At 65.6% G+C, this 25,518-nt stretch carries 25 protein-coding genes; 11 read left to right on the top strand and 14 right to left on the bottom strand.

What is annotated here, in order from left to right:
* Positions 1–14 precede the first annotated feature (14 nt).
* The gene (locus TX80_RS07215) at positions 15–587 is read right to left on the bottom strand and encodes a DUF4367 domain-containing protein (RefSeq protein ID WP_195893051.1); all 573 of its coding nucleotides are present in this window, start codon (positions 585–587) and stop codon (positions 15–17) included.
* A gap of 163 nt (positions 588–750) precedes the next feature.
* The gene (locus tag TX80_RS07210) at positions 751–1,194 is read right to left on the bottom strand and encodes an ATP-binding protein (RefSeq protein WP_049922444.1); all 444 of its coding nucleotides are present in this window, start codon (positions 1,192–1,194) and stop codon (positions 751–753) included.
* Positions 1,195–1,332: 138 nt separating this feature from the next.
* On the opposite strand from TX80_RS07210, the gene TX80_RS07205 reads away from it, so the two are divergent.
* Positions 1,333–1,677, top strand: a complete 345-nt coding sequence (locus TX80_RS07205; RefSeq protein ID WP_049922443.1) for a cupin domain-containing protein — start codon at positions 1,333–1,335, stop codon at positions 1,675–1,677.
* A 148-nt stretch (positions 1,678–1,825) separates the two neighbouring features.
* Positions 1,826–2,527: an iron-sulfur cluster repair di-iron protein gene (gene ric / locus TX80_RS07200; protein WP_049922442.1), complete on the top strand. Its 702-nt coding sequence runs from the start codon at positions 1,826–1,828 to the stop codon at positions 2,525–2,527.
* A gap of 4 nt (positions 2,528–2,531) precedes the next feature.
* Here ric and TX80_RS07195 read toward each other — a convergent pair whose 3' ends face one another.
* Positions 2,532–3,626 carry a hypothetical protein gene (locus TX80_RS07195; protein WP_049922441.1) on the bottom strand — a complete coding sequence of 365 codons (1,095 nt, stop codon included), beginning with the start codon at positions 3,624–3,626 and terminating at the stop codon, positions 2,532–2,534.
* 66 nt (positions 3,627–3,692) lie between these two features.
* Positions 3,693–4,709, bottom strand: a complete 1,017-nt coding sequence (locus tag TX80_RS07190) for a hypothetical protein (protein ID WP_049922440.1) — start codon at positions 4,707–4,709, stop codon at positions 3,693–3,695.
* 131 nt (positions 4,710–4,840) lie between these two features.
* Between TX80_RS07190 and TX80_RS07185 the strand changes: the two genes are divergently transcribed.
* Positions 4,841–5,887 (top strand): hypothetical protein, encoded by a 1,047-nt coding sequence (locus TX80_RS07185; RefSeq protein WP_049922439.1) that lies wholly within the window; start codon positions 4,841–4,843, stop codon positions 5,885–5,887.
* On the opposite strand, the gene TX80_RS07180 is transcribed toward TX80_RS07185, so the two are convergent.
* Positions 5,888–6,937: a hypothetical protein gene (locus TX80_RS07180; RefSeq protein ID WP_049922438.1), complete on the bottom strand. Its 1,050-nt coding sequence runs from the start codon at positions 6,935–6,937 to the stop codon at positions 5,888–5,890. It abuts the gene before it with no gap.
* Positions 6,938–7,141: 204 nt separating this feature from the next.
* Between TX80_RS07180 and TX80_RS07175 the strand changes: the two genes are divergently transcribed.
* Positions 7,142–7,651, top strand: coding sequence for an FxLYD domain-containing protein (locus tag TX80_RS07175; protein ID WP_049922437.1), 510 nt, complete (start codon positions 7,142–7,144; stop codon positions 7,649–7,651).
* A 213-nt stretch (positions 7,652–7,864) separates the two neighbouring features.
* On the opposite strand, the gene TX80_RS07170 is transcribed toward TX80_RS07175, so the two are convergent.
* Positions 7,865–8,680 (bottom strand): PspA/IM30 family protein, encoded by an 816-nt coding sequence (locus TX80_RS07170; protein ID WP_049922436.1) that lies wholly within the window; start codon positions 8,678–8,680, stop codon positions 7,865–7,867.
* 158 nt (positions 8,681–8,838) lie between these two features.
* On the opposite strand from TX80_RS07170, the gene TX80_RS07165 reads away from it, so the two are divergent.
* From TX80_RS07165 to TX80_RS07155, 3 genes are all read left to right on the top strand, one after another.
* On the top strand, positions 8,839–9,447 hold the full coding sequence (locus tag TX80_RS07165; protein WP_049922435.1) for an alpha/beta hydrolase: 609 nt from the start codon (positions 8,839–8,841) through the stop codon (positions 9,445–9,447).
* A gap of 120 nt (positions 9,448–9,567) precedes the next feature.
* Positions 9,568–10,467, top strand: coding sequence for an FRG domain-containing protein (locus TX80_RS07160; protein WP_049922434.1), 900 nt, complete (start codon positions 9,568–9,570; stop codon positions 10,465–10,467).
* A 61-nt stretch (positions 10,468–10,528) separates the two neighbouring features.
* Positions 10,529–11,254, top strand: a complete 726-nt coding sequence (locus tag TX80_RS07155) for a class I SAM-dependent methyltransferase (RefSeq protein ID WP_049922433.1) — start codon at positions 10,529–10,531, stop codon at positions 11,252–11,254.
* A 10-nt stretch (positions 11,255–11,264) separates the two neighbouring features.
* Here the strand turns inward: TX80_RS07155 and TX80_RS07150 are convergent, their stop codons facing one another.
* From TX80_RS07150 to TX80_RS07140, 3 genes are all read right to left on the bottom strand, one after another.
* Positions 11,265–13,118, bottom strand: coding sequence for an ATP-binding protein (locus TX80_RS07150; RefSeq protein ID WP_049922432.1), 1,854 nt, complete (start codon positions 13,116–13,118; stop codon positions 11,265–11,267).
* Between the two features lie 56 nt (positions 13,119–13,174).
* Positions 13,175–13,960, bottom strand: coding sequence for a hypothetical protein (locus tag TX80_RS07145; protein WP_049922431.1), 786 nt, complete (start codon positions 13,958–13,960; stop codon positions 13,175–13,177).
* Positions 13,961–14,195: 235 nt separating this feature from the next.
* Positions 14,196–14,834: a DUF7344 domain-containing protein gene (locus tag TX80_RS07140; RefSeq protein WP_049922430.1), complete on the bottom strand. Its 639-nt coding sequence runs from the start codon at positions 14,832–14,834 to the stop codon at positions 14,196–14,198.
* 303 nt (positions 14,835–15,137) lie between these two features.
* Here TX80_RS07140 and TX80_RS07135 point away from each other — a divergent pair, with 303 nt between their 5' ends.
* Positions 15,138–15,482 (top strand): DUF7113 family protein, encoded by a 345-nt coding sequence (locus TX80_RS07135; protein WP_049923185.1) that lies wholly within the window; start codon positions 15,138–15,140, stop codon positions 15,480–15,482.
* Positions 15,483–15,508: 26 nt separating this feature from the next.
* On the opposite strand, the gene TX80_RS07130 is transcribed toward TX80_RS07135, so the two are convergent.
* Complete coding sequence (locus TX80_RS07130; protein ID WP_230198688.1) at positions 15,509–16,300, bottom strand: cohesin domain-containing protein; 792 nt, start codon at positions 16,298–16,300, stop codon at positions 15,509–15,511.
* Between the two features lie 7 nt (positions 16,301–16,307).
* A complete protein-coding gene (locus tag TX80_RS07125) occupies positions 16,308–18,479 on the bottom strand; it encodes a bifunctional metallophosphatase/5'-nucleotidase (protein ID WP_049922429.1) in 2,172 nt (723 codons plus the stop codon).
* A 268-nt stretch (positions 18,480–18,747) separates the two neighbouring features.
* On the opposite strand from TX80_RS07125, the gene TX80_RS07120 reads away from it, so the two are divergent.
* On the top strand, positions 18,748–19,707 hold the full coding sequence (locus tag TX80_RS07120; RefSeq protein WP_049922428.1) for a metallophosphoesterase: 960 nt from the start codon (positions 18,748–18,750) through the stop codon (positions 19,705–19,707).
* A 253-nt stretch (positions 19,708–19,960) separates the two neighbouring features.
* On the opposite strand, the gene TX80_RS07115 is transcribed toward TX80_RS07120, so the two are convergent.
* Complete coding sequence (locus tag TX80_RS07115) at positions 19,961–21,235, bottom strand: DNA double-strand break repair nuclease NurA (RefSeq protein WP_049922427.1); 1,275 nt, start codon at positions 21,233–21,235, stop codon at positions 19,961–19,963.
* 131 nt (positions 21,236–21,366) lie between these two features.
* Here TX80_RS07115 and TX80_RS07110 point away from each other — a divergent pair, with 131 nt between their 5' ends.
* Entirely contained in the window at positions 21,367–21,624 is a 258-nt protein-coding gene (locus TX80_RS07110; RefSeq protein ID WP_230198687.1) for a hypothetical protein, read from the top strand.
* Positions 21,625–21,650: 26 nt separating this feature from the next.
* Here the strand turns inward: TX80_RS07110 and TX80_RS07105 are convergent, their stop codons facing one another.
* Together TX80_RS07105 and TX80_RS07100 are read right to left on the bottom strand one after the other, a co-directional pair.
* Positions 21,651–22,067, bottom strand: coding sequence for a thiol-disulfide oxidoreductase DCC family protein (locus TX80_RS07105; protein ID WP_049922425.1), 417 nt, complete (start codon positions 22,065–22,067; stop codon positions 21,651–21,653).
* A 26-nt stretch (positions 22,068–22,093) separates the two neighbouring features.
* Positions 22,094–23,659, bottom strand: coding sequence for an HTTM domain-containing protein (locus TX80_RS07100; RefSeq protein ID WP_230198686.1), 1,566 nt, complete (start codon positions 23,657–23,659; stop codon positions 22,094–22,096).
* 256 nt (positions 23,660–23,915) lie between these two features.
* On the opposite strand from TX80_RS07100, the gene gpmI reads away from it, so the two are divergent.
* On the top strand, positions 23,916–25,493 hold the full coding sequence (gene gpmI, locus TX80_RS07095) for a 2,3-bisphosphoglycerate-independent phosphoglycerate mutase (protein WP_049922423.1): 1,578 nt from the start codon (positions 23,916–23,918) through the stop codon (positions 25,491–25,493).
* Positions 25,494–25,518: the final 25 nt, after the last annotated feature.

Raw genomic sequence — 25,518 nt, 5'->3', positions numbered from 1 at the left:
GGCAAGTCGACCGGTCACTCGCAGGTGAGCGACTCGGCGACGTCGATGCTGCCGTCCTTCGTGAGATCGCCGGAAACGCTGTAGGTAGCGTTCGCACACTCGAGGCTGAGGAGTGACGTGCTGGTCCCGCCGTACTCGAACTCCGCGTAGTACCCGGTGTGGTCACCGACTTCGACCGCTTCGAACCTGTCGTTGTCGTCGTAGTCCGTCTCGACGCCGAAGCGTTTCGCGACGGTGAACGTCTCGTCGTCGGCCGCGTACTCGAGGATGATCGAGTAATGATCGTCGCCGTCGACGAGGTGTCCCACCGTGAAGTTGTATCCGTCGGGCACGTCGGGCGAGGGAACCGAGCGGTTCGTCGCGTTTCGCAGGGCCGACAGCGAGTCGTACGTCGTGCGGTTGGATTCGGCCGCGGACGGGGCGCGGTCGTGGTTCGACGATGGAGCGGGTTCCACGACCGTCTCGACGGCGTCATCAGTTGTCGGGGCCGCTGGACTGTCGGCGACGCCGGCAGCGACGCCCGAGAGGACGATTAGCGATCCGATCGTAACTGCGATCAGAAGCGTACGGACGTTGTGCGTGAGCATCACAGTATGTTGCATTATCATAGGACATAAAATTATCGCGGGTCGAGGGTTCCGATTCGATCCCGAGGCGGTGTCCCCGACTGTTCCGACCGGCCAGCGGACGGCGGAACGCTATCGGACCGAGCCGACCTGCCACGACCGCTGTGTTCGTCACGGCCGCGAGTCAGATCCACGCCGTGACGGCGTCGACGATCCGGTCGGCCGCCGTCGCCGCGGAACAGTCGTCGGTGTCGATTCGAAGCGCCGCCTCGGGCTCGTCGAACTCCCGGTGGATCACGTGGACCCCCTGCTCGTCGATCGGATCCGAACGCGTTCGGTTGCGTTCGAGACAGGTCTCCAGGCTCGCGGTAACGTGGACGAACCGGACGTCGTCGAGGGTCCGAAACCGGGCCTGCCACTCGCGACGATAGAACGTCCCGTCAACGATGGTGACGGCGGCCACCGGATCGGCCACGACCCGCTCGTACAGCTGCTCGTAGGTCCGACTCGAGAAGGCGTCGGAGCGGTGGATCCGAACCGCCGTGTCACGCTCCTCGAGCCGCCGACACACGCGATTCGTGATGGTCGTCTTGCCCGCCCCCGGCGGACCGCAGATGACGAGGATCACGCGACGGTCACGGACGGCGGTACGTGCCGAACCCCTAACAGTCGTCGGATTTGTACCGAGGCCGGAGCGATCCTCCGAACGTGGACCTCGAGTTCCGGTTTCACTATTGCTTTGTCCGTCGCACCCGTACGCTCGAGTATGGGCTACGACACCGCAGCCAAGACCGATCCGGACTCGGTCGTTCCCGAAAAGTGGGGCGGCATGTGGTTTCTGAAAGAGGAACTCGGAAGCGAACACCTCGGGTTCTCGATCCTCGAACTCGAGCCCGACGGGAAGGGAAAGGAACACGACGAGACCGGAACCGGGCAGGAAGAGATTTACTACGTCGTCTCGGGAACGGTCGAGGTCGAACTGCCCGACGCCGGCGAAACCGTCACGCTCGAGACCGACGACGCGGTACGGATCGATCCCGAGGAGCGCCGGCAGATCCACAACCGTGGCGACGAGCGGGCGAAACTCGTCCTCGCAGGCGCACCGCTGTAGACCGCCGATCGCCGGTTTGCGATCACGTTCGGGACGACGGTTTTTGCGGTCCGGTGGTAACGGCTCGATCGGACGGGATGGGATGTCTCACTGGTGATCCGCCGGCGCGATCGACGCGTTTCGGCGGACCTGACCCGACCACGAATCCATGAACGCTACGATCGATCCGGAACGGCAGCTCGGACAGCTCGTCGAAGACAACCCCGACTTCGCCCGCGTCTTCGAGTCCCTCGATATCGATTACTGCTGTGGGGGGACGGTCTCGTTGGCGACCGCGTGTGCCGACGCGGGACTCGAGGTCGCCGACGTGTGCGATCGGCTGGAAGCCGCCCGATCGGAGGGCGACGGGCGGGAACGCGGGTGGGAGTCGCTGACGCAGTTGGCGAATCTCATCGTCTGGGAGCACCATCGCTATCTTCGAACCGAGTTGCCGGAACTGGAGGCGCTCGTCGAGAAGGTCGCCCGCGTCCACGGGGACGCACATCCCTCGTTGCGGAAGGTCGAGACGGAGTTTCGCGACCTCGCCGCGGAGCTGTCGACCCACATCGACGACGAGGAACAGACCGCGTTCCCGATCATCAAGAAACTCGACACCGGAGTCGAACTTACGGTCGCGGAGCGGGAGACGCTGTGGGAGGAGATCGACCAGCTCGAGGCCGACCACGACGAAACCGCGGCCCGCCTCGAACGACTCGAGGAACTCACCGACGGCTACGCAGTCCCGGACGACGCCTGTACCAGCTACCGCTCCATGCTCGACCGACTGGCGGAGCTCGAGCGAAACACCCACATGCACGTCCACCGGGAGAACAACGTCCTCTTCCCGAAGGCCGAATCGAAACTGGACTGACCGCTCAGCCGAGGTCTTGATCCCGCTGGGACTCCCGTAAGATGAACGGCCCCATCGCGAGGGTTCGTTTCGCGACCGTCGCGATCCGGAGGATATACACCGTAAAGACGACGAACGGGGCGATGCCGACGACGAACCCGGCGCTAGTCAGCCAGACGAGGTTGTCAACTCCGGCCGTCGTCCCGGGAAGGGCGGTCCCGTCGACGTACATGATCATCATCGCCATGACCGTCAGGGCGGGAATCGCGATGTACAGCAGCGCCCGCGAGAGGTTGATCAGTTCCCACTGGAAGTACAGCGTCTTGAAGTGCTCGCGGGCGGGACCGAAAAACTGGAGCGTCTCGATCACGTGGTCGATCTTCTCGTTTGCCTCGTCCGAGAGCGATTCCGTGTGATCGGCCCGGATCTTGCGCGCGTCGTAGATCTTCCGCGAGTAGTTGAAGTTGAGCGCGTTCCAGATCACGTCGAAGCTGCCGAACTGGGATTCCTCGAGATCGTCCTTGACGGTCCGTGCGTTGCCGACGGCGTCGTCGACGTAATCGCTGATCTTCGCCTGTAGTTCCTCGTCCCGTTCGTCTTCCATCGTCGCCTCGAGTTCGGTCGCACGCTTCTCGACGCCGTCGACGAGTTCGTAGAGAAACGCCGCGGGTTCGGGGGGACTCGTGTCCTCGTCGATCGTGTCCTCGATGTCCCGCCGGAACTGCATCGATTCGTGCATGCGCTCGCGCTGTTTGCCGACCGCACCCAGTTCCTGCGAGAGGACCAGTTGGTTGATCGTGACGACGATCGAGGTCCCCGTGATGATCGCACCGATAAACGCCGAGAAGAGGAACTCGATCCCGTCCTGCTGCTCGACGATCCGTCGGAACGGCGTCAGTTCGGCCCGGCTCATGGCCACGAGGGCTACGAACACGATCGCCAGAATCGCACCGGCGAAGACCCAGCGGTTCACCCGGAGCAACAGCCACAGCCGCAGGCCACCGAGCCTGTCTTGCCCGGATTCCTCGTCCGATTCGTCGCTTGCATTCGCGTCCGAACGCCCGCTCTCGTTCCCGCTCGTGGTTGCGTCCGCGAGCGAGCCGTGATCCGAATCACCCATCGACCGTGACGGACGACCACGTCGGTAAACAAAAGATGTGGGCCGGGAATCGACGGCTCGGGACGATCAGTCCTCGAACTCGACACGCGGGACGAACGGGCCGAAGTCGGCCGTCCGGCTCGCGATCGACGCGATACGGAACGTATAGACAAGCAGCACGATAAACGGAAGGAAGACGAACGTAACGACGGCGCTGACGACGAGAACGAGCACGGTCGGATCGCCGACGGCCTCGATGATCGAACCGTAGGTCATCAGGAAGATCCCGCCGCCGAGCAACGTCGGAAAGCCGACGACGAGGAGCAACTGCGAGAGAAACGCGAGTTCGTACTGCATGTACAGCGTCTTGAACGTCTGGCGGGCGATCGCGACGTAGCCGAGCACCTCCACGAGGAACTCGAGCGTCTCGACGGCCTCGGCGGGTAGCTCGTCGGCGTGGTCGGTCCGTATCGTCCGGGCCGCGTAGAGGTGTGCGCCGTTGAAGTGACCGAGCACCGCCGACAGCGTCTCGAACGTCCCGAAATCCGCATCCGCGAGCGAGTCGCTGACGACCGCCCCCTCCTGTGTGACCGCGTCGACGAAGTCCTCGAGTAGCGCGGCGAGCGCCGGATCGTCGACCCGGTCCGCGACCGGACGCAGCGTCTCCGCATGCTCTGCGGTGGTTTCGACGATGAGCTGAAGGAAATCGGCCGGCGCAGCCGGGCTGACGGACTCACCCGTCAGCGTTTCGACCTCCCGTCGGAACGACGCCATCGACTCGAATCGCTCCTCGAGATCGCCGGGCCAGCCGAGCTCCTGTGCGAGGACGAGCTGGTTGATCGCGAGGACGATCGTGATAAACGGCAGCGTCCCGCCGACGATCGATGAGACGAGCGTCGTCGCAGTTGCCGGATCGGTGACGGGGACGTAGCCGGCGAAGCCGATACCGGCACACGTGAGAAAGACGATTCCCGCGAACAACGCGGAGAGGACGTACCGGTTCCCGTCGAGCAACACCCAGCGTTTGAGCGGCGACTCCCGAAGGCGCTCGTGAACGAGGTCGCTCCGGCTCACCTCCTCGTCGATCGTCCGATCGGCGCTCATACTGCGCGTTCGATGGACGGGCCAAAAAACGTACGCGCGGTACGCAGCCGCTACACGTCGGTCCGTGGCCGGTTTGCTGCGTGCAAACGACGGCAACATTTGTACGAACAGTGCTGGTCGGTACGTCCTGTATGAGCGAATCAGGGGGGCACGACGAGACCGCGAACACGATCGAGGACCGCGTCCGCGGCGGCGCGCCGGTCGTGTGGTTTCTGGTAACGGGAAACCGGTTACTCGTCGCTGGTACGATGATTGCGGCCGCGTACGCGTTGCTCGTCGCGCTCGGCCAGTTCGGCCCCGGATCGATCGCGAAGCTGTTCGACCCCGATCCGGTCTTTGCGCTGTTTACGCCGGTCATCATCGGGATCATCATGGGCGTCAGCCTCGTCCTGACGTTCAACCAGCTGGTGCTCTCGCAAGAACTCGGCCCCCTCGGCGATCAGCGCGAACGGATGACCGACGCGATGGCGTTCCGACGGGACGTCGAAGACGCCGTCGGACGGGATACCAGCCCGCCGGAGCCCTCCACGTTCCTGCGGGGACTCGTCGAAACGACCGGCGACCACGCCCGGGAGGTGCTCGACCGTCTCGAAGCCGAATCCGACCTCGACGAATCGGTACGCGAGGACGTCCGCGAGTACGCCGACGCAGTCATCGCGGACGCGGAACGCGTCGCGCCCGACCTCGAGGGAAAGCAGTTCGGTACGTTCGACGTGGTGGCCTCGGCCCTGAAGTACAACTACTCCTGGAAGATCTACACCGGCCGCCGGGTCCGTAACCGCCACGCCGAAACGCTCTCCGAGGAGACGCTCGCGGCGTTCGACGACTTGCTCGGCGATCTCGAGTTCTTCGGTCCCGCCCGCGAACACTTCAAGACGCTGTACTTCCGGTGGGAGATCATCAACATCTCGCGGGCGCTGGTGTACGTCTCGTTGCCCGCGCTGGCGGTCGCGGCGTACATGATCCTGATCTTCGAGACCGGCGACGTGGCCGGGACGACGGCCGGAATCGATCACGGACTACTGGTCGTCGGCCTCGGCTTTGCGGTCGGCGTGACGCCGTTTTCGATCTTCCTCTCGTATATTCTCCGGATCGTCACCGTCGCGAAGTGGACGCTCGCGATCGGCCCGTTCATCCTGCGCGAGACCGACCGCGGATCGGACATCGAGTGGGAGTGACTACCGCTCCTCGCCGTAGTGCACCTCGAACGGTCCCGCTTCGGGATCCTTCTGGGGGATCATCGGGCCGATCGACGCGGTTCGACGCGTGATCGTCGCGGTACGGAGGATATAGGAGACGAGGAGGAAAAGCGGCGAGAAAACGACGATCGTCAACACGATCACGACGTAGGGGAGCACTGCAACGCTGATGCTCGGGCCGGTAACGTCGGCGTACAGGAGCCCGACGAAGACGGCCGACAGGATCGACGGCACCCCACAGTAGATCGTCAACTGGGAGAATCGGGTGAGTTCCCGCTGTAGATAGGTCGTCTTGTACTGCTCGCGGGCGACGTGAAACAGCCGCAGGGACTCGATCAGGTCGTCGAGTCGCTCGAGCGCCGCCGGCGGCAGCGAGTCGGCGTACTCGCCGCGCAGGTGAGTCGCGGCGTACAGCTGCCAGGCCTCGTCGTAGTTGATCGCGGCCGAAAGGGCGGAAAAGGTGCCGAATTCGGCCTGCTCGAGCGTGGCTTCGATCTCGTCGGTCCGCTGCTGGACGCTGTTTACGTACCGAACGATCGTCTCGCGATCCGTCGCGCTATGATCCGTGACGGCGTCGGCGAGCGCAGCGGCGTCGTGATGGATCGACTCGACGATCAATCCGAGGACGTTCGTGGGCGCTGCCGGCGTCGCGGGAACGGCCGCTTCGTCGGCGACGTCCTCGCGAAACTCCACGACGCCCTCGAGTCGGTCGCGGGCGCTGCCGGCCGCGCTGAACTCCTGTGAGAGGATGAGCTGGTTGACCGAAACGACGAGCGTAACGAGCGAGAAGGTGCCGGCGATCATGCCGCTTGCCACGCGCGTCATGGAGTTCGGGTTGAGGAAGCTGACGAGGCCGAGTTCGTACAGCGCGATCAGACCGGCGAAGACCACGACCGAGAGGGCGGCCGCGACGCTCAGCCGGTTGCCCTCGACCAGCACCCACTCGTGAAACCGGGTCAGCGATCCGGCCCGCGCTCCGACGTCTGCCCCGTAGGACTCGAGCGTCTCGTCCGTCTCGGAGGACCCCATGGCGACGCGTTCAACGGACCCGACAATAAGGGCCTGCGTTGCACACAATAACGGAGCCGGCTCGGACGGGACCGACGGACACGGGAGTGACGCCGGCGATCGAGGACGATAGCTGCCCCTTCAGGGCCTACACTGAAATGCGTCCGCGGTGTCGGGCCGACACATGCACGGTGACGGAACCGACTCGCGGACGGACGGACGGCAATGACTCGCTCACGGTCGCCGAGTCGACGGTACGTGCTCGCGTCGCTCGGCACGGCCATCGGAGCCGTCGCCGCCGGCTGTATCGGAACCGGCGGCCTCGACGGCGAGCCGAGATACGAGGACGGCACCGTCGGCGAGCGAAACGCCAGTAACGTCTCCAACCGATCGGCGACCGAGATGGCGACGGCGGAAGCCCTCGCCGAGCGCGAACCGAGCGACGCGGTGACGCCGCTCGAGACGCTCTCGCTGACCGACCACGAGTTCGTCGTCGAGGACGGCTATCTCGGCTCGACCGTCCAAGGGCACGTCGAAAACACGGGCAGCGACCGGATCCAACTGGTCGAAGTCCGGACGCGCGTCTACGACGCTGCCGGCAACGCCCTCGGGAGGTATCTCGCCAGTATCGGCGACCTCGAGGGCGGCGAGACGTGGGCGTTTCAGGTGATCGTTCTCGAGTCCCCCGCGGACGTCGCCGACTACGACATCACCGTTCTGGGCACCCCCGCGTGATCGCCGGACCGGGACGTGATCCGCCACCGCCGTCCGCCGAGCCGGTCGCCGCCGGAACCGTCGGAATCCGGTCGGGAACGACCGCAGCCGCACACGTCGCTATCCGCTACCGCTGTAACGAACCCCCCATCACGAAGCGCACCGACGAGCGGGACGCGAAAATCGAACCCGTGTACCGAATCGACCGCAACGGCGGCCCGAATCGGTGTCGGACTATGCGTTTTCTTCGTCCTGCAGTTCCGCGAGTTCGGCCTCGACGTCTTCGTCCACGTCGCCTTCGAGGTCCGGTTCGTCGACGCCGGACTCGGGTTCGGTCGCCGGTTCGGTATCGCCCTCGCCGACCTCGGACTTGAGCGTCTCGAGCTCGGCTTCGACGCCGCTGCCGGTCGAGAGCTCCTCGAGTTCGCGGTCGATCTGGTCTTTGTCCGAGAGGACGTCGTCGAACGCCCCGGTTTCGTGGAGTTCGTCGAGCGCCGCGGCCCGTGCTTCCATGTCCTCGGTCTGTTCCTCGGCGCGTTCGATGGCCCGGCCGACGTCCTCGAACTCCTCGCCCGTGGCCGTCATCGCCTCGGAAACCGTCGAGCTCGCCTCGGCGGCCTCGTAGCGGGCTTTCATGGTCTCCTTTTTGGTACGGAACTCCTCGATGCGGGTCTGGAGCTCGTTTTTCTGGTCGATCAAACTGTCCTGCTGGCTCTGGAGGTCCGAAATCTGGCGATCGAGGTCCTCGATCTGGTTCATCTTCGTCTTCTTCTTCTCGAGGGCGCGTCGAGCCAGATCCTCCCGGCCCTGCTGGACGGCGGTGCGTGCCTGTTCGTTGTGTTTCTCGACGTTGTCCTCGAGCCGTCGCTTTTGCATCTCGAGGCGCTTTTTCTGGGTGGTGAGGTCGGCGATGCCGCGTTTGACCTGCTGGAGCTGGTCGCGCATCTGCTCGTAGGAGTAATCGAGCGTCTCGGTCGGGTCCTCGGCCCGGTTGAGCACCGAGTTGATCTTCGACCGGATGACGTAGGAGGTCCGAGAGAGGATGCCCATACTCGTACGTAACGCTCGGCACCCTTAAAAACATCACATCAACGACAGTCGGACGCGAAATCGATCGCTGTCGGGCGTTACGAGGCCCTCTCTGGGTTGCCGTTTCGGACGGGAACGCGGTGGCAATATTGATTGTCGAGCCCTGTGCTAGTGCCGGTGTGACGGACGTACTCGTACCCGGACGGAGAGACGTTCGCGGCGTGCTCGAGGAACCGGACGACGACGCGGACGCGATCGTCGTCGCCTGCCCACCTCATCCGCAACACGGCGGTTCCCGGAGCGACCGGCGACTCGTGGCGGTCGAGGAGACGCTTCGGGAGGCGGGGATCGCCTGCCTCCGTTTCGATTACGGGGCGTGGGACGGCGGCCACGGCGAACGCGAGGACGTTCGCAACGCCATCCGCTGGGCCGACGACCGGTACGACCGCGTCGGCGTCTTCGGGTTCAGTTTCGGCGCTTCGCTGGCGATACTCGCGACCGCGACCGTCGACCGCGCGGTTGCGGCCGTCGCCGCTCTCGCACCGACGGCGCAACTCGACGACGATCTCGACGTTTGTGAGGCGTTGCCCGTCCTCGAGTGTCCCGTCACTGTACTGTACGGCAAGCGGGATACTACCGCCGACTGGGAACCCGTCGTCGACCTCGCGCGGGATCGGGACGACGGCGTCGTGGCGCTTTCGGCCGATCACTTCTTCGTCGGCCAGCACGGGACGGTCGCCGACGCCGTCGGTGACTTCTTCGAGCGAACGCTGCTTCCGTCGGCGTGATCGGCTCGCGACGAGCACGTTCCTGCCGCGGAACTATGACCGTCGGCGTGGAACCGACGGCGTGACGAAGCCGACTCCGGACCGCGGTCGCCGACGCCACGCACACCACATCAGCTACCGATGACCGATACCGAGTCCTCACCGTCGGTCGTTCGAGCCGAAACGTGGACGGAGCTACACGAACTCCTCTCCCGGGAGATGTGGATGGCCGACATCGGCCGCCACCGTGCTCCCTACGTGTTTCGCGGCGTCCCCGACGAGAGCTTTACCCTCGAGACGTCGATCAAACGCTTCGTCGGCGACACGGGAGAGTGGAAACTCGAGCCGCTGTTGCTCCGAAACTTCGCACAGTACGCGATGGACGAGATCGACGAACCGCGGTCGGTCTGGCACCTGCTCTCGATCGCCCAGCACTACGGCCTGCCGACCCGGTTGCTCGACTGGTCGTTCTCGCCGCTTGTCGCGGCCTACTTCGCGGTCCAAAGCGGCGACACCGACCACGACGGGGCGATCTGGGCCGTCGATTACCGGACGCTGCACGCCGACATCCCCGACCACTATCAGGAGGTCCTCGAGGTGACGGAGATGAACATGTTCGACGTTCACCTCCTCTCGAACGCGACCCTCGAGTACGAGGCGAGCGAGCGGGCGGTGGATACGGCCTCGATCCGCGATCTCAACGACGTGTCCCGGATCACCGAGATCTGGCGGGAGATGTGGGGCGTCGACGACAGACCTGAGGAGGATCAGTACGTACTGTTTTTCAGACCGCCGGCGATCGACGACCGCATCGTCAATCAGTCCGCCGTCTTCTCCTTCCAGTCGGACCCGCGGCTGGTGCTCGATCGGTGGCTCGAGGACCGACCCGACTGCTATCGGAAGATCGTCGTCCCGGGCGATCGGAAGCTCGAGTTCCGCGACAAACTCGACCAGCTGAACGTCAACCACCGGACGCTGTTTCCCGGGCTCGACGGGTTGACGACGTGGCTCAAGCAGTACTACCAGCCGTCCCCGGAGTGACCGGCCCTCGGGCCCGAGCGGAAGTATACAGACTGATATCGGCCCTCAAAAGCAGCAACGTATGGACGTCCCCCGAACGGTCCGGCGGGCGCTCGCGGATCGCACGATCGATGGCCGGGTCTGTCTCGAGGCGGGAGCCGGTGTCGGAAACGCCACGGTCGGGCTGCTCGAGGCGGGTGCGGCCGAGGTATACGCCCTGACGGACGACGCCGAACACGCACGCGACGTTCGCGACCGCGTCGCCGGCGACGACCGGGGGTCGATCCTGCGGGCGGATCTGCGGTCGATTCCGCTGCCGGACGACGCCGTCGACGTCGTCACGGCCCACGCCCTGTTCAACGTCCTCCCGCCGGCCGACGCCGCCACCGTCGCGGCGGAATTGACGCGGGTCGTCGCTCCCGGCGGCTGTCTCGTCGTCGACGACTACGCGCCGCTTCCGGGCTCGAGTCCGGTTCGACGGCTCTTCGCCGTCGAGAACGCGGCCGCCGAACTGGCTGCGGGGCGACCGGCGCTTACCTTCTACCCCGTGGCGGGACTGGAACGGCTGTTCGCCGGCTACGGCTGGCGTCTCGACCGAACCCGGACGATCCTCGAGCCGGTCCCGTGGACGAGCGACCTCCTCGAGGCCCACGCCGACGTCGTCCGACGGCACACGGCGACGCTTCCCGCGGCGCTCGCGGAGCCGCTCGTCGATCGGGCCGACCGGCTCGTCGACGAAATCGGGTCCGCGGCGGTCGGCGAGATGTACAGCCTCGCGATGACCGCTCCCGAACGGGAGTCGACGTAGCGCCCGCGGGTTACCCCCGTCCGTGGCGAGTGAGACACTTCGAGAGCCCGATCAACTCGACGGGGTCGGAGTTATCCGGCGAGTAGACGACCATCTGCCCTTTCTCCATGTACGGGACTTTGGACTCGAGGTTGCTGGGGATGTTGACGCTCTTGATGGCGTCCTCGTCGCCCAAGTTGAGGACGATCGTGGTGTTGAGCTGTTTGAAGACGGCGTCGTCGATGTCCTGTGGGTCCTGCGTGATGAGAAAGAGGCCGAGCCGTTCCTTGCGACCCTGCTTTGCGGCCTCGGTGAACTTTTTGATGACCTTGCCGGCCTGTACCGAGTCGGCGTCGGTCAGGAAGTTGTGGGCCTCGTCCATCCCGAGGACGAGCGGCGTCTCCTTGATGCGGTCGTAGGTCGGGTCGTTCGAGAGCTTCTGGTCGATCAACAGCGACGAGAGCGCGAGCACGACGGTCTCGGTCGCCCGGGTGTCGTTGATATGGTAGGTCGGGACGACGCTCAGGCCGCCGGGACGGACGAACTCCCCGACGAGGTCGGTGATCGGGCGGGCGTCCTGATCGAAGACGTGACCGAACCCCAGCACGCGCCGGCGGACGGCGTCGAAGGTCGCCTCGTGGACCCGCCCCGACTCGTCGAGTTCCTCGCGCAAGGCCGGGTCGTCGAGGAACGTCGTAAACTCCTCGTAGGTCGCTTCGGAGCCGTACTCTCGACGGAACCGTGGGAGGAGGACGCTCACCAGCGCGCCGTACTGGTTGTCGTTCAACCCGCTGCCCGCGACCAGCCACGGGTTGTCGTGGACCATCGAAAACGGGATGGTGAACTCGACCTGCTCCGCGCGGTGGTGGCCCGCCGCGTACGACGCCGAACCGACCTTGGGGACGAACGCCGTCGTATCGTCGACGCCGCCGTGGGCGATGCCCTCGCGCTCGAGACGACGCGCGAACGCGTCGTCGAGTTCGGGGTTGTCGTCGTGCATCTGGGCGTACTCGTCCTGCGGGTCGAACTGGACGACCGCGGGCTGGACGGCGCGGCCGTCCGCCATCGGATACGTTCGTTCCGCGGCGAGGAACTGTCGGAGGACGTTTTTCGCCCCGTGGGTCTTCCCCGACCCCGTCCCGCCGGCGATCAGCGTGTGTCGGAACACGAGCGGGTCGCCGGCCTCGTAGTCGTCTTTCAGCCGGTAATCGATGGTTGGGGGCGAGGCCGCCGTCCGGACCTTCTCGCCGCCGACGGAGAGGTGGCCGAGGAAGACGCCGTCGTCGGGCATCTTCAGCCCGGTCTTGATCTGGTCGGTGTCGTCGGCCTTCTTGACGACCGTCTGGGGCTTGGGAACGCGGTCGGTCATCCGCCGTTTCAACTCGCCATTATCGCGGTAAAGGACGGCTACTGGCTCGAGCGATGCCACGAACTTGTAATCTGCCTCGTCGACGCCGTCGGTCCGCATCGCGCGCCGGGCGTGGATCTCCGTCGCGTCGTCGGCGTGGTACTGCTGGGCGTACTCGAGGCCGGTGATCCGGCAAAACAGCGTCTCGCCGTCGGGGTAGGGGGCAAGCAGGTAGCTCCCGATGCGGATCGACGACCGGTTGCCACGGGTGATATACGCCTGCAGCGTCGTGTCGTCGCCGTCCTCGGCGACGCGAAGCCCCTGGGAGACACAGATCGTGCCGATACCGACGTCCTCGCCGCTGGGTTCGACGGCTGTCGGTTCGAACTCGTCGGTTCGGTCCGCGGTACGTGTCGGCCCATCGGAACGCGACGACCCCGACGCGTCCCGGCTCGAGTCAGCCGTCACGTCCTCCTTCTCGGCGGAATCGGCGTCGGAGTCGGCGTTGAACTCGCCGAAGTCTCCCAGATCGGTCATATCACTTCCATCCAACCCATCACTAAAACGCGTTTCCCTCCGATCGGACGGAGCGTTCAGTCCGAACGCTGTCGGAGTGTGACGTAGCCGGCCCCTGCAAGCGCGAGTCCCCCAGCAAGAAGGACAGCCCCCGGCGTGAAACCGGGTACCGAGTCCGATTCGTCGGTCGGCGATTCGCCCTCGGCCGCGTCGTCGTCGGACCCGGACTCGTCCGAGTCGGAATCCCGCGCCGGATCGAACTCGTCCGGGTCGGGGTGGTCGAACGGCTCGGGCGACTCCTCGCCGCCGTCGATCGTCACGGTCGTGGTGCGCTCGTCGACGACGGGCAACGGCCACTCGCTTTCGAGATCGACGTCGCTCTCGCCGAACGTGATCTCGGTCGCCGCGGGCGAGGCGTCCTCGTCGACCTCGACGGTCACCGTCGCGACCGTGTCGATCCCCGTCGCGCCGCCGGCGACCGGCTCGCGCCACTGTTCGAGGATCGCCGTCCCCTCGTCGTTGGCGATCGCCGTCGCGGTGTGGATCTCGGTCTCGTTGCCGCCCTCGAGCCACGGCCCGCGTTCGATGTCGGTCACCTCGAGGTAGTCCGGGTGGTACTGCGAGACGATGGTCACCCCGGCGACGCCGTCGTCGCCGTGGCCGCCCTGGCTCCGGAGGTCGACATCGAGTTCGAACGAGTCGCCGGGCGCGACTTCGACGTGCTCGGAATCGGGCGAAACGATCGCCACCTGATCGGCGGCGAAGGCCGGAGCCGCAAGGCCCGCGACGAGCGTTCCACAGAGAACGACGACGGCGACGAGCGTCCCAACAGCACGCGTTGCCGTCGTGATCTCGGCGATCATGTGGCCGAGCCACCTCGGAGTCGCGGGAACGGGGCAGTGGGAGTCCGGGGCCGGACAGCGACGATACGGCTTCGAGGACCGCGTCCGTGGGAGCGATCCGAGTCCCGCGGACCGAGCGAGGGTACTACCATTCGTCGTACGACTATGGACGGAGACGCTTTTATGTGTTCCTGGTGACGGATTCCGGAGCGGACGAAAGCACGGGGAGAAAGCGGGGCCAAGCGAACGGGAACGGTTATCGAACGAGCATCGGAACGTCGTCGATCCGAGCGATCGATATCCGTCGGGACTCGGTGTCGTACTCGACGAGGCCGGCCGACTCGAGCGCGGGGAGATGGGAGTGGTGGAGGGTGATCTTCGCCGCCCTCGTGTCGGCGGGCACGGCGGGTTCCTGCGTGGCGAGTTCGGACGCGAGTTCCGCGAGCGACGCCGATTCCGTCCGGTCGCCGGACGCGAGTGCCTCGAGCAACGCGATGCGGACCGGGTGGACGAGTCGATCGAGCAGTTCCGCGTCGTCTTCGGCAGCTACCTCGAGCAACATCGAGAGCGTTGCCGGACGGACGGGCGGTTCGCCGGCAAGGGAAACCTCGTCATCGTCGTCCCAGTCGACGACGTCGTGCTCGGCGAGACGCGGCAGATGATTGTGGACGAGACCGACGTACACCTCGTGTCGCGTTTCCCCGTCAGCGACATCCCGGCCTTCGCTGTCGATGACCGCCGTCGTGAGTTCGGTCAAAGAGAGCGGCCCGCTCGTATCGAGCAGTTCCAGGATGCGGATTCGACGGGGATGTCGAAGGACATCGTAGCGGTCCGCCGGGACGTCGTTCAGTGGCCCCCGATCGCTGGCACCGCCGAGGTGAGCGTCAGAACTCATTACACCTACAGACCGCTGCAAGGGGGATAAGCCCGTTTCCAAAACGATTTGGGTCTGGAAGATGATATTACTTCCGTAATAGTCGAGTTCTCGACCCAAACGCCAGAAATGGGCACCCTCAGGGATCGTTTACGCTCGAGCGACGGTGTGGATATCACGATCATATATCGAGTCGGATACTTCGGATCGACGACCGCTCGATGTCGCTATCACGTAGCGATCCGTTACTGGAGTGCCGTCGCCGAAGCCGACCGTTCGATCGGTGCCACGACCTTTTTGCGTTCAGGAGCCGTACGTCAGGACATGCTTATGGTACGCGGTCGAGCGGGCGGGACCGAGCTCACCGGGACGCTGTACGAACGCGGTGAACGGGCTCCCTCGTTTCGCGGCGCGCCCGACGAGGACGCCGCGTACGTCTGGGTCTGTGACGAATTCTACGAGGTCGACAGCGGTGGGACGACGCAACTCGTCGACGGGCGGGAGGTAAACCTCGCGTTCGAATCCCCGATGCCCCGCGGCTTCGATACGCGAACCCAGGCCGTCGAAGGTGCGAAGGAACACGTCCGAACGCAGTTCGCACGAATCGGCATCGATCCCGCGGACGTCCAGTTCGAGGTCGAAAAACAGGAACCAAGCGCCGAGCAATAACACCGCATCGCCGGTCGTCGGAAGTGTCAGCTTGCGCGAGCGAAGACGGCAACACCGGCGCTGACAAGCAGCAGTGCGAGCGTGGCAGTGAACCCGGGAACGGCATCTCCGTCGGCGCTGTCGGCAGTCCCGTTGGTCGTGCGGTTCTCGGATCCGGGCGTCTCGGGCAGCCCCGCGTCCGTCCCGTCGGCCTCGAGCGCGTCGGGATCGGGATGGTCGAACGTGGGAGTTTCGTCACCGCCGCCGTCAATTTCGACGGTCACGTTCCGCTCGTGGACCGGCAACGGCCAGCCGCGGGCCGGCTGAACGCCGGTTTCGCCGAACGAGATCGTCGGTTCCGCGGGCGGGGCGTCCTCGGCGACCTCGGCGGTGATCGTCGCGAGCACCGCGTCGCCGGTCGCCCCGTCCGCGACCGGTTCGCGTCGTTGCTCGAGAACGGCGGTGCCGTCCTCGTGTGCGAGCGTGCGCTCCACTCGGACATCGGTCTCCGGCCCCTGTTCGAGCCACGGTCCCCGCTCGACATCGGTGATCTCGAGATAGTCGGGATGATACCGGGCGACGAAGTCGACCGAACGGATCCCCTCCCCGCCGTGGCCGCCGTCGCTTTGCATGGTCACGGTGACCGTGAACCGTTCGCCCGGTTCGGTCTCGACCGTCTGTGGCGTCGGCGTGACGACTGCGACGCGGTCACCGGCGACGGCCGTCCCGGCCGCGCTACCCGCGACCGCGACGAGAACGACGAGACAGATCCCGATCGCACGTCCGGCGAGCGTCCCGAGCGACGGATCGTCGTGAACCGTTCGGGGCATCGCGTTCATCGTCGTGTTACGGCCGATCGGGGCCGCTCCGGTCGGTCGTTGCGGACGATTCGTCGTCCGCCCGGCCGCGGGCGTAGGCGTACGTTCCGGCGCCACCGCCGGCAAGCGCGGCGAGCGGTCCGAATCCGGGGACGCCGTCGCCGTCGGTGTCGGTACCATCATCGGATCCGCCGTCACCGGTCCCGTTCCCGTCGGAATCGTCACCAAGCACCGCGCTCGCGCTCACGTCGGCCCGGAGCACGAAGCGATCGTAGCCGCTCGAGGTCGGGACCTCGAAGTCGTACGGCCAGGCGTCCTGTGCCGGATCGTAGCGGCCGAACAGGCGCATCACCGGCGAATCGACGGTCTCGGCGAGCGCGGTCAGGTCGGCCGCGTCGAACGTCACGGCGACGGTATCCCCGTCGACGCGGGCCGATTTCGCCGCGAGTTCGTCGCCGGTCCGGATTACCGCGCGGAACGAGTCGGTGTCGATCGTCTCGGCCCCGTTCGGGACGGCGGCGGTAAGCGTCACCTCGTCGCCGTCGCGGGACGCCGACGCCTCCCCGACGACCTCGTCGACGCGAAGGATTCGGTTTTCGCGTTCCGGGGCGACGGTATCCTTCCGTTCGAGTTGCTCGAGGACGTACGGTCCCTGTAGCTGGCCGGACTCGAGGACGACCTCGGCCGCCGAAAGCACCGCCGAGTTGCCGACGGAGTAGTCGTTGTGCGCGAGGGTGTAGGTCCCGTCGGGATCGATCGGCTCGCCGTCGACGAAGACGTTCTCGACGCGGGTCTCGCCCTCGTGTCCCGTCCACTCGTAGGAGAGTCCCGACACCTGAACCGCCTGCTGTGCGCCGAAGTCGGGGGCCGGGTGGGACCGGATCGCCTCCTCGAGGTAGTCGACGACCGCCTCGCCGGTCAGTTCGACGACGACGATTTCGTTCGGGAACGGCAGGACGTTCAACACGTCAGCGCCGGTGATCTCGCCGGGGCCGTACGTCGAGTCGCTTCGAATGCCGCCGGCGTTCTGGACGGCGATGTCGACGTCGATATCGCCGATCGATCCGACGGTTCGCATCGCGTCGGTCATGAGGTTCCCCCAGTTGGTCTCGACCGCGTAGTTGTCGTACGTCGCGTTCAGTTCGACCTCGCTTTCGAAGGCCGTCTTCCCGAGTTCGGCCTCGAGCTGTGCGGCCCACTCCTCGGTCAGGTCGGCGAGGAACGGATCGGGGTCGATCGTATCGACGGAACGGGTACGGATCTCCTCGTACGCGTCGGCTTCGGGTGCCGGCTCGGCGTCTGGGCCGAGCAGATCGGTTCGCTGCCAGTCGACGAGGCTCCCGTCGGCGTCGAGCGTGATCGAACCGACGTGGTCGAACTCGTCGCCGAACTCGCTGACGATCGTCCCGTCGACGACGTCCGGTTCGTCGAAGACGACTCCGGAGTGGGAGCCGACGATCGCATCGAGGCCGTCGACCTCGGCGGCGAGCGTGTCGTGGACCCCCGTCGTGACGTGTGACGCCGCGACGACGACGTCGGCACCCGACGCACGGAGCGCCTCGACCGCCTCCCGTGCGCCCTCGACGGGATCGAGGACCGACCACGCCGCGGGATAGTCGGTCAGCGAGTGGAAGCTTCCGGAGACGAGTCCGAAGACGCCCACAGTCAGGTCGCCGGTCTCGAGCGTGATCCACCGCTCCGTCCCGGGGACCGCGTTCCCCTCGTCATCGAGCAAGTTCGCGACGACCCACGGAAACTCGCTCTCCTCGAACCGCGACGTCGCCACGTCCGCTCCGAAGTCGTACTCGTGGTTTCCGACCCCGTTGACGTCGACGTCCATGTAGTTCAGCGCCTCGATCATATGCTCGCCTTCGTACTCGAGGCCGAGCATCGACGGGGCCAGATCGTCCCCGTTGCCGACGAACAGCGAATTCGCCGCGCCGTCGAGGATATCCCTGACGGCCGTGTAGTATCGCGCAATGTTCAGCGCGTCCGATTCGGCGTCGCGGAGACGGCCGTGGAAGTGCGTATCGTGGACGATCGTCACCGTTTCCGCGTCGGAGTCGGCCACAGTGCGTGCGGTCGCAGGGAAAAGCGCGCCGACCGAGACGCCGACGGTCGCGCCGAGAAACCGTCGACGGCTTCGGCCGACGTCGTCCGCGGCGTGATCGGGGTCCCGTCCCCCGGAATCTCGAGCCATAGACACAGAGGGTGGAGACGGACACTAATACGTTTCCGAATCACCGAACGGTTGATATTAGATACCAATAGCGAGGAACTGAACTCGCGGAAAACCACCGTCTGTCACGGGATGGCTATCGAGGGGAACCGATTCCGCCGCCCTGCCGCCATCGGAATATTGACCAGTACGTACGCCTGTATTTTAGCACGTATTCAACATATTAAATTTAAATGTATTATTTGTCGGCTCTATTACTGTCCAGTCGATCTGGACGACACCTAGCGCTATGACACCGGAATCCCACCTCGATCGACGGTCGTACATGAAAGCTGCCGGACTGGCAGCGGGCACAGTGACACTCGGCGCGACGATGGACGGCGCGCTCGCGGATGCCGACCACAACCACGTCGTCGCGGCGAGCGACGTTCACTTCGGATCGCCGTATTCGAACGACGACGCGTTCGTCCAGTTCCTCAGCGAGGACGTCCCGGACCTCGACCCGGATACGCTCGTGCTCAACGGTGATCTCTTCGAGTTCTGGTACCGCGGGATGTCGTCGACGCTGCTCGAGTACAACGACGTCACGACGCAACTCGAGGAACTCGTTTCTTCGGGGATCGAGGTCGTGGTCATCGCCGGAAACCACGATCGTCGACTCGTCGACGTCGGTCGCGACGACTACGACGCCGCAACGCTCGCTGCGCCGTGGCACATCGGCGAGGAGTTTTACTTCGAAAGCGGCGGCCGGGAGTTCGTCGCTGTCCACGGTGACGGGGCCGACCCACAACAGGCGGACCTGACCAGCGCCCTTCTCTGTGCCGGCAGCGACGATCTGGGGAAGGTGATAATCGAGTTCTACGAACTGATCAACGACGACGACGAGACCGCAACCACGCAGGAGAACACGTGGGACGATCTGACCGAGAACCTCGACATCGTCGAACTCCTCGAACAGCCGCCGCCGGTCGACGATGACGACTACGAACCCGACGCTGCCGGCGAGCGGCCGCCAGCGGCGGACACGGTAACGAACGAACTGCTCGACGAGTACGAGGAGTTCGTCGTCTTCGGGCACACCCACTACACGGAACTCGGGGACCGCTTCGTCAACACTGGCGCGTGGACCGAGCGCAGGGCCGCCGAACTCCCAACGCGGCCACAGAACACGTACGTCGAGATCGAGAACGGCGACGTCCGAGTGCTCGACTGGTCCGAGAACGGGTCATCGGTACTGTTCGAAGAATAAACACGCCCCATCGACACACCCCCTGTCGACAGCGCCCGGACCGACGGCCGCTCGAGCGGCGTCGTGACGTTCCGGCCGCCACCCCGCCGAAACATCCGGTTCCGGCGCTCGACTCGAGCGCCGTTCGGTCTATCGTCGGGAGCGCGATCGACCTGAACCCACTCACACCGCCCCGATCCCCGACGGTCCACCCGGTCGTGCTCGAGTACAGCATCGAGTACGCGACCGATTTGCCCGTTCCACCGGTGGCGACTCAGTACGCCTCGTCCCACCGGTGGTCGTCGTAGGTCCGGTCCTGACTGGTATCGAACTGCGTCTCGAGGGTCTCCCGGAGCGACCGTTTCTCCGCGTTGCTGATCCGGGCGAGTTCGTCGGCTTTCTCGACGATCGTCGGCGGTCCGTGGGCGATCGCTACGTCCTGAAGCAGTTGCCTCGCCAGACGGTCCCGTGTTTCCCGGTCGCGGGTGAACGCGTACGGCGCTTCGATCCGGTAGACGAGATCGTCGCGGGGGTCGTAGACGACGAAGAACGTCACCTCGTAGTGCTCGTGCGGGAGCCGTCGGTCGACGCCGAGCGCGTCACCGTCGGCCGAGAGTGGACGGTCGACGCCGCCCCGAGACCGGAACCAGTTGGTGTAGGTGAGCGCCGAGGTATCCCGTTCCCAGCGGTCGCCGTCGACGTCGTCGACGTACTCGCCGCGCTCGAGCAGGCGGGTAAACAGGGCGGCGTCGTCGTTCCACGGGGTGCTGACGTCGATGGTTCGGTTGGTTTTCAGCGTTTGTGTAATGACGCGGGTCGCCGGGTTCTTGACGAACCCGACCAGCGGTACGTCCCGGTCGACGAACGTCTCGACGAGTCGAACGTAGTTCTCGAGAACGGTCGTCGGGCGCGGGTCCTCGAGCAGGAAGTCGGCGAGATCCGGGTGTTGATCGGCCCACCGGAGCAGCCCGCGCGGGTAGATCGGCCCGTCGAGCACGAGCAGGTCGTCGACGTCCGTGGCGTGATCGCGGGCGTGGTTGCTCTCGGCGAGATACAGCGCGAGCGCGTGGACGACCCCTTCCGCGAACCGCGGGAGCGGCGGGATCTTCACGGCCCGGCTGCGGCTGTATCCCTCGTCGAACTTCCCCCACGTCTCGTCGACGGTCATCGTCTCGTCGTTCGAGTGGACCGTCATCACGGTGGTTCGGGAGCGGTGGAGATCGAGATCGCTCGGCGACGCGCTCATCGCCGCCTGGGCGATGTCGATCACGAGCCCGTTTTTGAACGTCGTCGGGTTGATCGTTCCCGCGTCGAGTCCGTGTTCGGTCGGGAACGATCGGTCACAGAGCGCGATGTCCTCACAGTCGACCAGCCGACGGGAGCGTTCGTCGACGGGTTCGAGGACCGTCCGGCCGTCGAGCACGAGCGGGTCGAGGAACTCCTCCCAGACCGTCTCGGCGAAGGCGCGGCGATCGCGCTCGTCGGCCCCGTGGTCGATCCGTCTCGCGAGTCGCGCGATGCCGTCGAAGTGGACCGGATCGAGCGTCATGACCGGTGGCACCCACCCCACCCGCAAAAATCCAGTGGTCGGCCCCGACGCCGGAGGTGGGTTAACTCGAGATCGGGTAAAAAATCATCAGAAAAGTTATATGAAGGGGCGGAATGGATGCGGATGACCCGATGTCCAACCGAGGGATCGAAGTTACCGACCGAGAGGGGACCGCGATCAACTGGCGGCAGTCGAACGGCGGCGTCACGCTGTACGAAGCGGACAATCCCGACGCCTGGATCACGATGGAGTTCGAAGCCGGCGTCCCCCCCGAGCACCGACTCTACATGATCTGTGACGAGTGTGGATCCGTGTTCGCCCAGCGGAGCAAACCCGGCAACGGGACCGTCTGTGGCGACTGTGGCACGACGTTCGAACACGACCGATGACCCCCGCCACGGCGGCCGGGTGACGACTACTCGAGGAACCGCTTCTGGACGTCACCGGTCGGCATCATACACCGATCTTTCCTACCGAACCACCGATAGCGGCGGGCCGCGACGGCGTCGTACGCCCAGTCACGGAGCCGCCGCGGAACGTACCGAAACGGCGCGAGCAGCCGGTACCAGCCACCGAGGAGCGTAGCGATCCGGAGCACCGCCGCCGACTTCACGTAACAGTCCTCGCCCTCGATCAACACGACCGACTCGAGTTCGTCGGTCGGCAGGCCGTGTTCGGCGAGCAACGCCGTGCCGACTTCCGACTGCAGCGACGCGAAGCGGAACCGCCCGTCCGGATCGCGGGGAACGATGAACTGCACGAGCCCGTTACAGAGGTTACAGACCCCGTCGAAGAGCACGATCGGGTCGTCGTCCGGAACGGTCTCACTCATCGGTTCTCGTTGGAGCGACAGCGGGTTCAGCGTTCCGATCGGGGCGATTCAGAACACGTCGCTTCACCACGGTCGTACACCGTCGGATCGGTTTCGTTCTCGAGGTCGATCGGATGGTTGGTGTAGGTCACGGTCACGGACTCGACCGTCGGTTCGAACTGTTCGTTCGCATGGTCGCACATGTACGCGGCGAACCGGTCGGTGCGGTCCTCGCTGTCGCTAAGCGAGTTCATGTATTTCCGCCACCGGAAGTTCGGGAGCGTTACCGACGCGTCCGGCGGCGGCACGGTCCGGTGGTCGTCGAGTTCGGTGTCCCGGAGGACGTCCACTTCCTCGCCGGTCTCGAGGGACGCGCCGACGACGTACCAGCCGTAATTCGCGGACGGATCGGGGGCGTACATCCGCCACTGATGCTCCTCGGGGTCGACGGACTCGACCGGTTCGAACGGTGCCGTGAATCCAAACAGTCCGACACACCACAGGACGACGAGGACGCCCATACACCAGAGAACGACCGTCCAGACCTGACGGTGCCGGCGGCGGGCGGGGTCCGACAGCACGGATCGCAGCCCGCGGGGACGACCGATTCGGGTCCGGAGGCGTCGTCCCGCCGTCTGAATACGCGCCAGCGAACCTTCGCGTTCGAGCAGGACGACGCCGGCGGCCTCGAGCGCGTCCCAGACGCGGGCCGGAAGGAACAAAAGCAGGAGGGTCGCCAAAAGCGCCGGAAAGAGGCCGACGGCCATGCTCACCGCCATCCCACAGGCCGCCGAGAGGAACACGGCGACGTACGCGATCCGAAGGCGACCGCCGAAGACGAGCAACAGCGGCGAACAGGCGAGCAGCCCGAACCAGACGTACGTTCCCATCTCGAGTGCGGGCTGATAGTTCACGACCGAGTTGCCAAGCAGGATCGTCATGTGATCCTGTCGGAGGGCGTACCGTAACGCTTCGCCGGTCAGCCACGTGTCGCCGTCGGTCTTGTGGACCGCGTTGTTGAAAAAGAGGGTCACCACGTACACGAGCGTCGCCACCGTGGCGGGACTCGTTACCTGCAGCCGCTCGTCCGAGCGGGAATCGATCGCCCACCGACTGCCAAGCGGCAAGAACACCGCCAGAACGAGCACCTCCCGAAACAACCGATCCCCGGCGTTCAGAACCAGCGGATTCCGTACGTGGAGGGAGATGAGCAGGATCGCCGAGAGCAACGTGACCAGACGCGTCCGGTACCCGACGATCAGCAACACGGCGAGCGCCGCCGTGAGCGCGAACAGGACGAACTGAAACCACGGTTCCCCCGACAGCATATGCAACGAATACCGCACCAGCCGGTCGGATTGCTCGAGGTGCAACTGGCGCGGGAGCACGCCGGCGTCCGTGTAGAACGCGACGAGGTCCTGCGATCGGTGCACGGTATCGAAGAGCAGTATGAGTCCGAGCGCGATGCGGAAGATCGCCAGCGCACGCGCGTCGATCCCGAACCGTTGCTCGAGGGCCGCACGGAGCCGTGTTCGAGCGGGCTCGGTTTCGGTGACAAACGTATGGAGGGCGGTCATGAGGTATCGGCTGTGGCGCGTCGTGATCCGGGACACGGGACCTGACGGCGGCGAAACCGCCCGAAGACGCCTCGAGCGGTGTGGCGGACGAGTGCCGCGGCCGGATGGGTGCCGGACCCGACGGTAGATAGTTAGTCGATGCAACAAGTCACCTAAATGTTTTGTGGATCGCCGGTCCACAGGTCGCGGACGGCGGGATGGCACGAACGGCTTCGACGACCGTCGGTCGACCCTGTGTGCCTGCGTGACGAACAACGACAGGTAGTTACGCGAGGGTGGGTATCGATGGCACATGGAAGCTGCGCTGATCGTCCTCGACGGCTGGGGACTCGGTGACGGCGACGGCAGGGATGCGATCGAGGCGGCCGATACCCCGACGTTCGATCGGCTCGCGACGGCCGGGGCGTACGGGACGCTCGAGGTATCGGGCAGGCGAGTCGGCCTCCCCGACGGACAGATGGGAAACAGCGAGGTCGGGCACCTCAACATCGGGGCCGGCCGCGTGGTCTACCAGGAGTATACGCGCATCTCGGACTCGATCGCGGACGGCTCCTTCCGGGAGAACGACGCGATCAATACGGCCTTCGACAACGCACGCGAAAACGACGGCCGAATCCACTTCCTCGGCCTCGTCAGCGACGGCGGCGTTCACTCGGATCACGAGCACCTCCACGCGCTGATCGAACTGGCGGCCGATCGCGGCGTCGAGGCCGTCACACACGCCATCACCGACGGCCGAGACACCTCGCCGACGGGCGGCCGGGAGTACCTGCGCACGCTCGAGGGCGTCGTCGACGAGCACGGGACCGGCCACGTGGCGACCGTCTCGGGCCGGTACTACGCGATGGACCGCGACCAGAACTGGGAGCGAACGAAACGGGCCTACGACGCCATCGTCGACCGCGAGGCCGAGTACGAGGCCGATTCGGCGGTCGAAGCGGTCGAAGCGTCGTACGACCGCGGCGAGACCGACGAGTTCGTCGAGCCGACCCTGATCTCGGAGCGGCCGGCGCTCGAGGACGGCGATTCGGTCGTCTGGTTCAACTTCCGCTCGGACCGTGCCCGCCAGCTGACCCGCATGCTCGCGGATATCCGCTCCGACGACTGGGCCGACGAGTTCGAGACGAGCCCGCCGGACGCGGCGGTCGTGATGATGACCCAGTACGACAAGACGTTCGACCTCCCGGTGGCGTACCCGCCGACCCAGCCGGAGAACGTCCTCGGGGAGGTGCTCGCGGACGCCGGCAAGACGCAGCTACGGATCGCCGAATCCGAGAAGTACGCTCACGTCACCTACTTCCTCAACGGGGGCCGCGAGGTCGAGTTCGACGGCGAGATCCGGAAGATCGTCGAGAGCCCCGACGTTCCGACCTACGACCTGCAACCCGAGATGAGCGCGGCCGAGGTGACCGACGCCGCGATCGACGTGATCCGCTCGGACGATCCGGACGTGCTCGTGCTCAACTACGCCAATCCGGACATGGTCGGCCACACCGGCGACTACGAGGCCGCGATCGAGGCCGTCGAAGCCGTCGACGAACAGCTCGGCCGACTCGTCGAGACCCTCGAGAGCCACGGCGCGCACGTCCTCGTCACCGCGGATCACGGCAACGCCGACGACATGGGAACGGCGGAGGATCCCCACACCGCCCACACGTACAATGACGTCCCCCTCGTCTACGTCGACGGCGACGGAACGGACGGCGGTGGGCGAACCGGTGACGGTTCGCGATCCTCGTCGGAGTCTGACTCCGACGGCGGCCGGACGGTCCGCAGCGGCGGCACGCTCGCGGACATCGCGCCGACCATCCTCGAGTTGATCGGTCTCGAACAGCCGCCGGAGATGACCGGCGAGTCGCTGCTCGAGTAGCACGGATCACGAAAAACGGACGGGA

The organism is Halopiger djelfimassiliensis, assembly GCF_000455365.1.
GTDB classification, from domain to species: Archaea; Halobacteriota; Halobacteria; order Halobacteriales; family Natrialbaceae; genus Halopiger_B; species Halopiger_B djelfimassiliensis.
The sequence above is the reverse complement of the archived record's forward strand: the minus strand, read 5'-3'. Positions and strand labels throughout refer to the sequence as shown.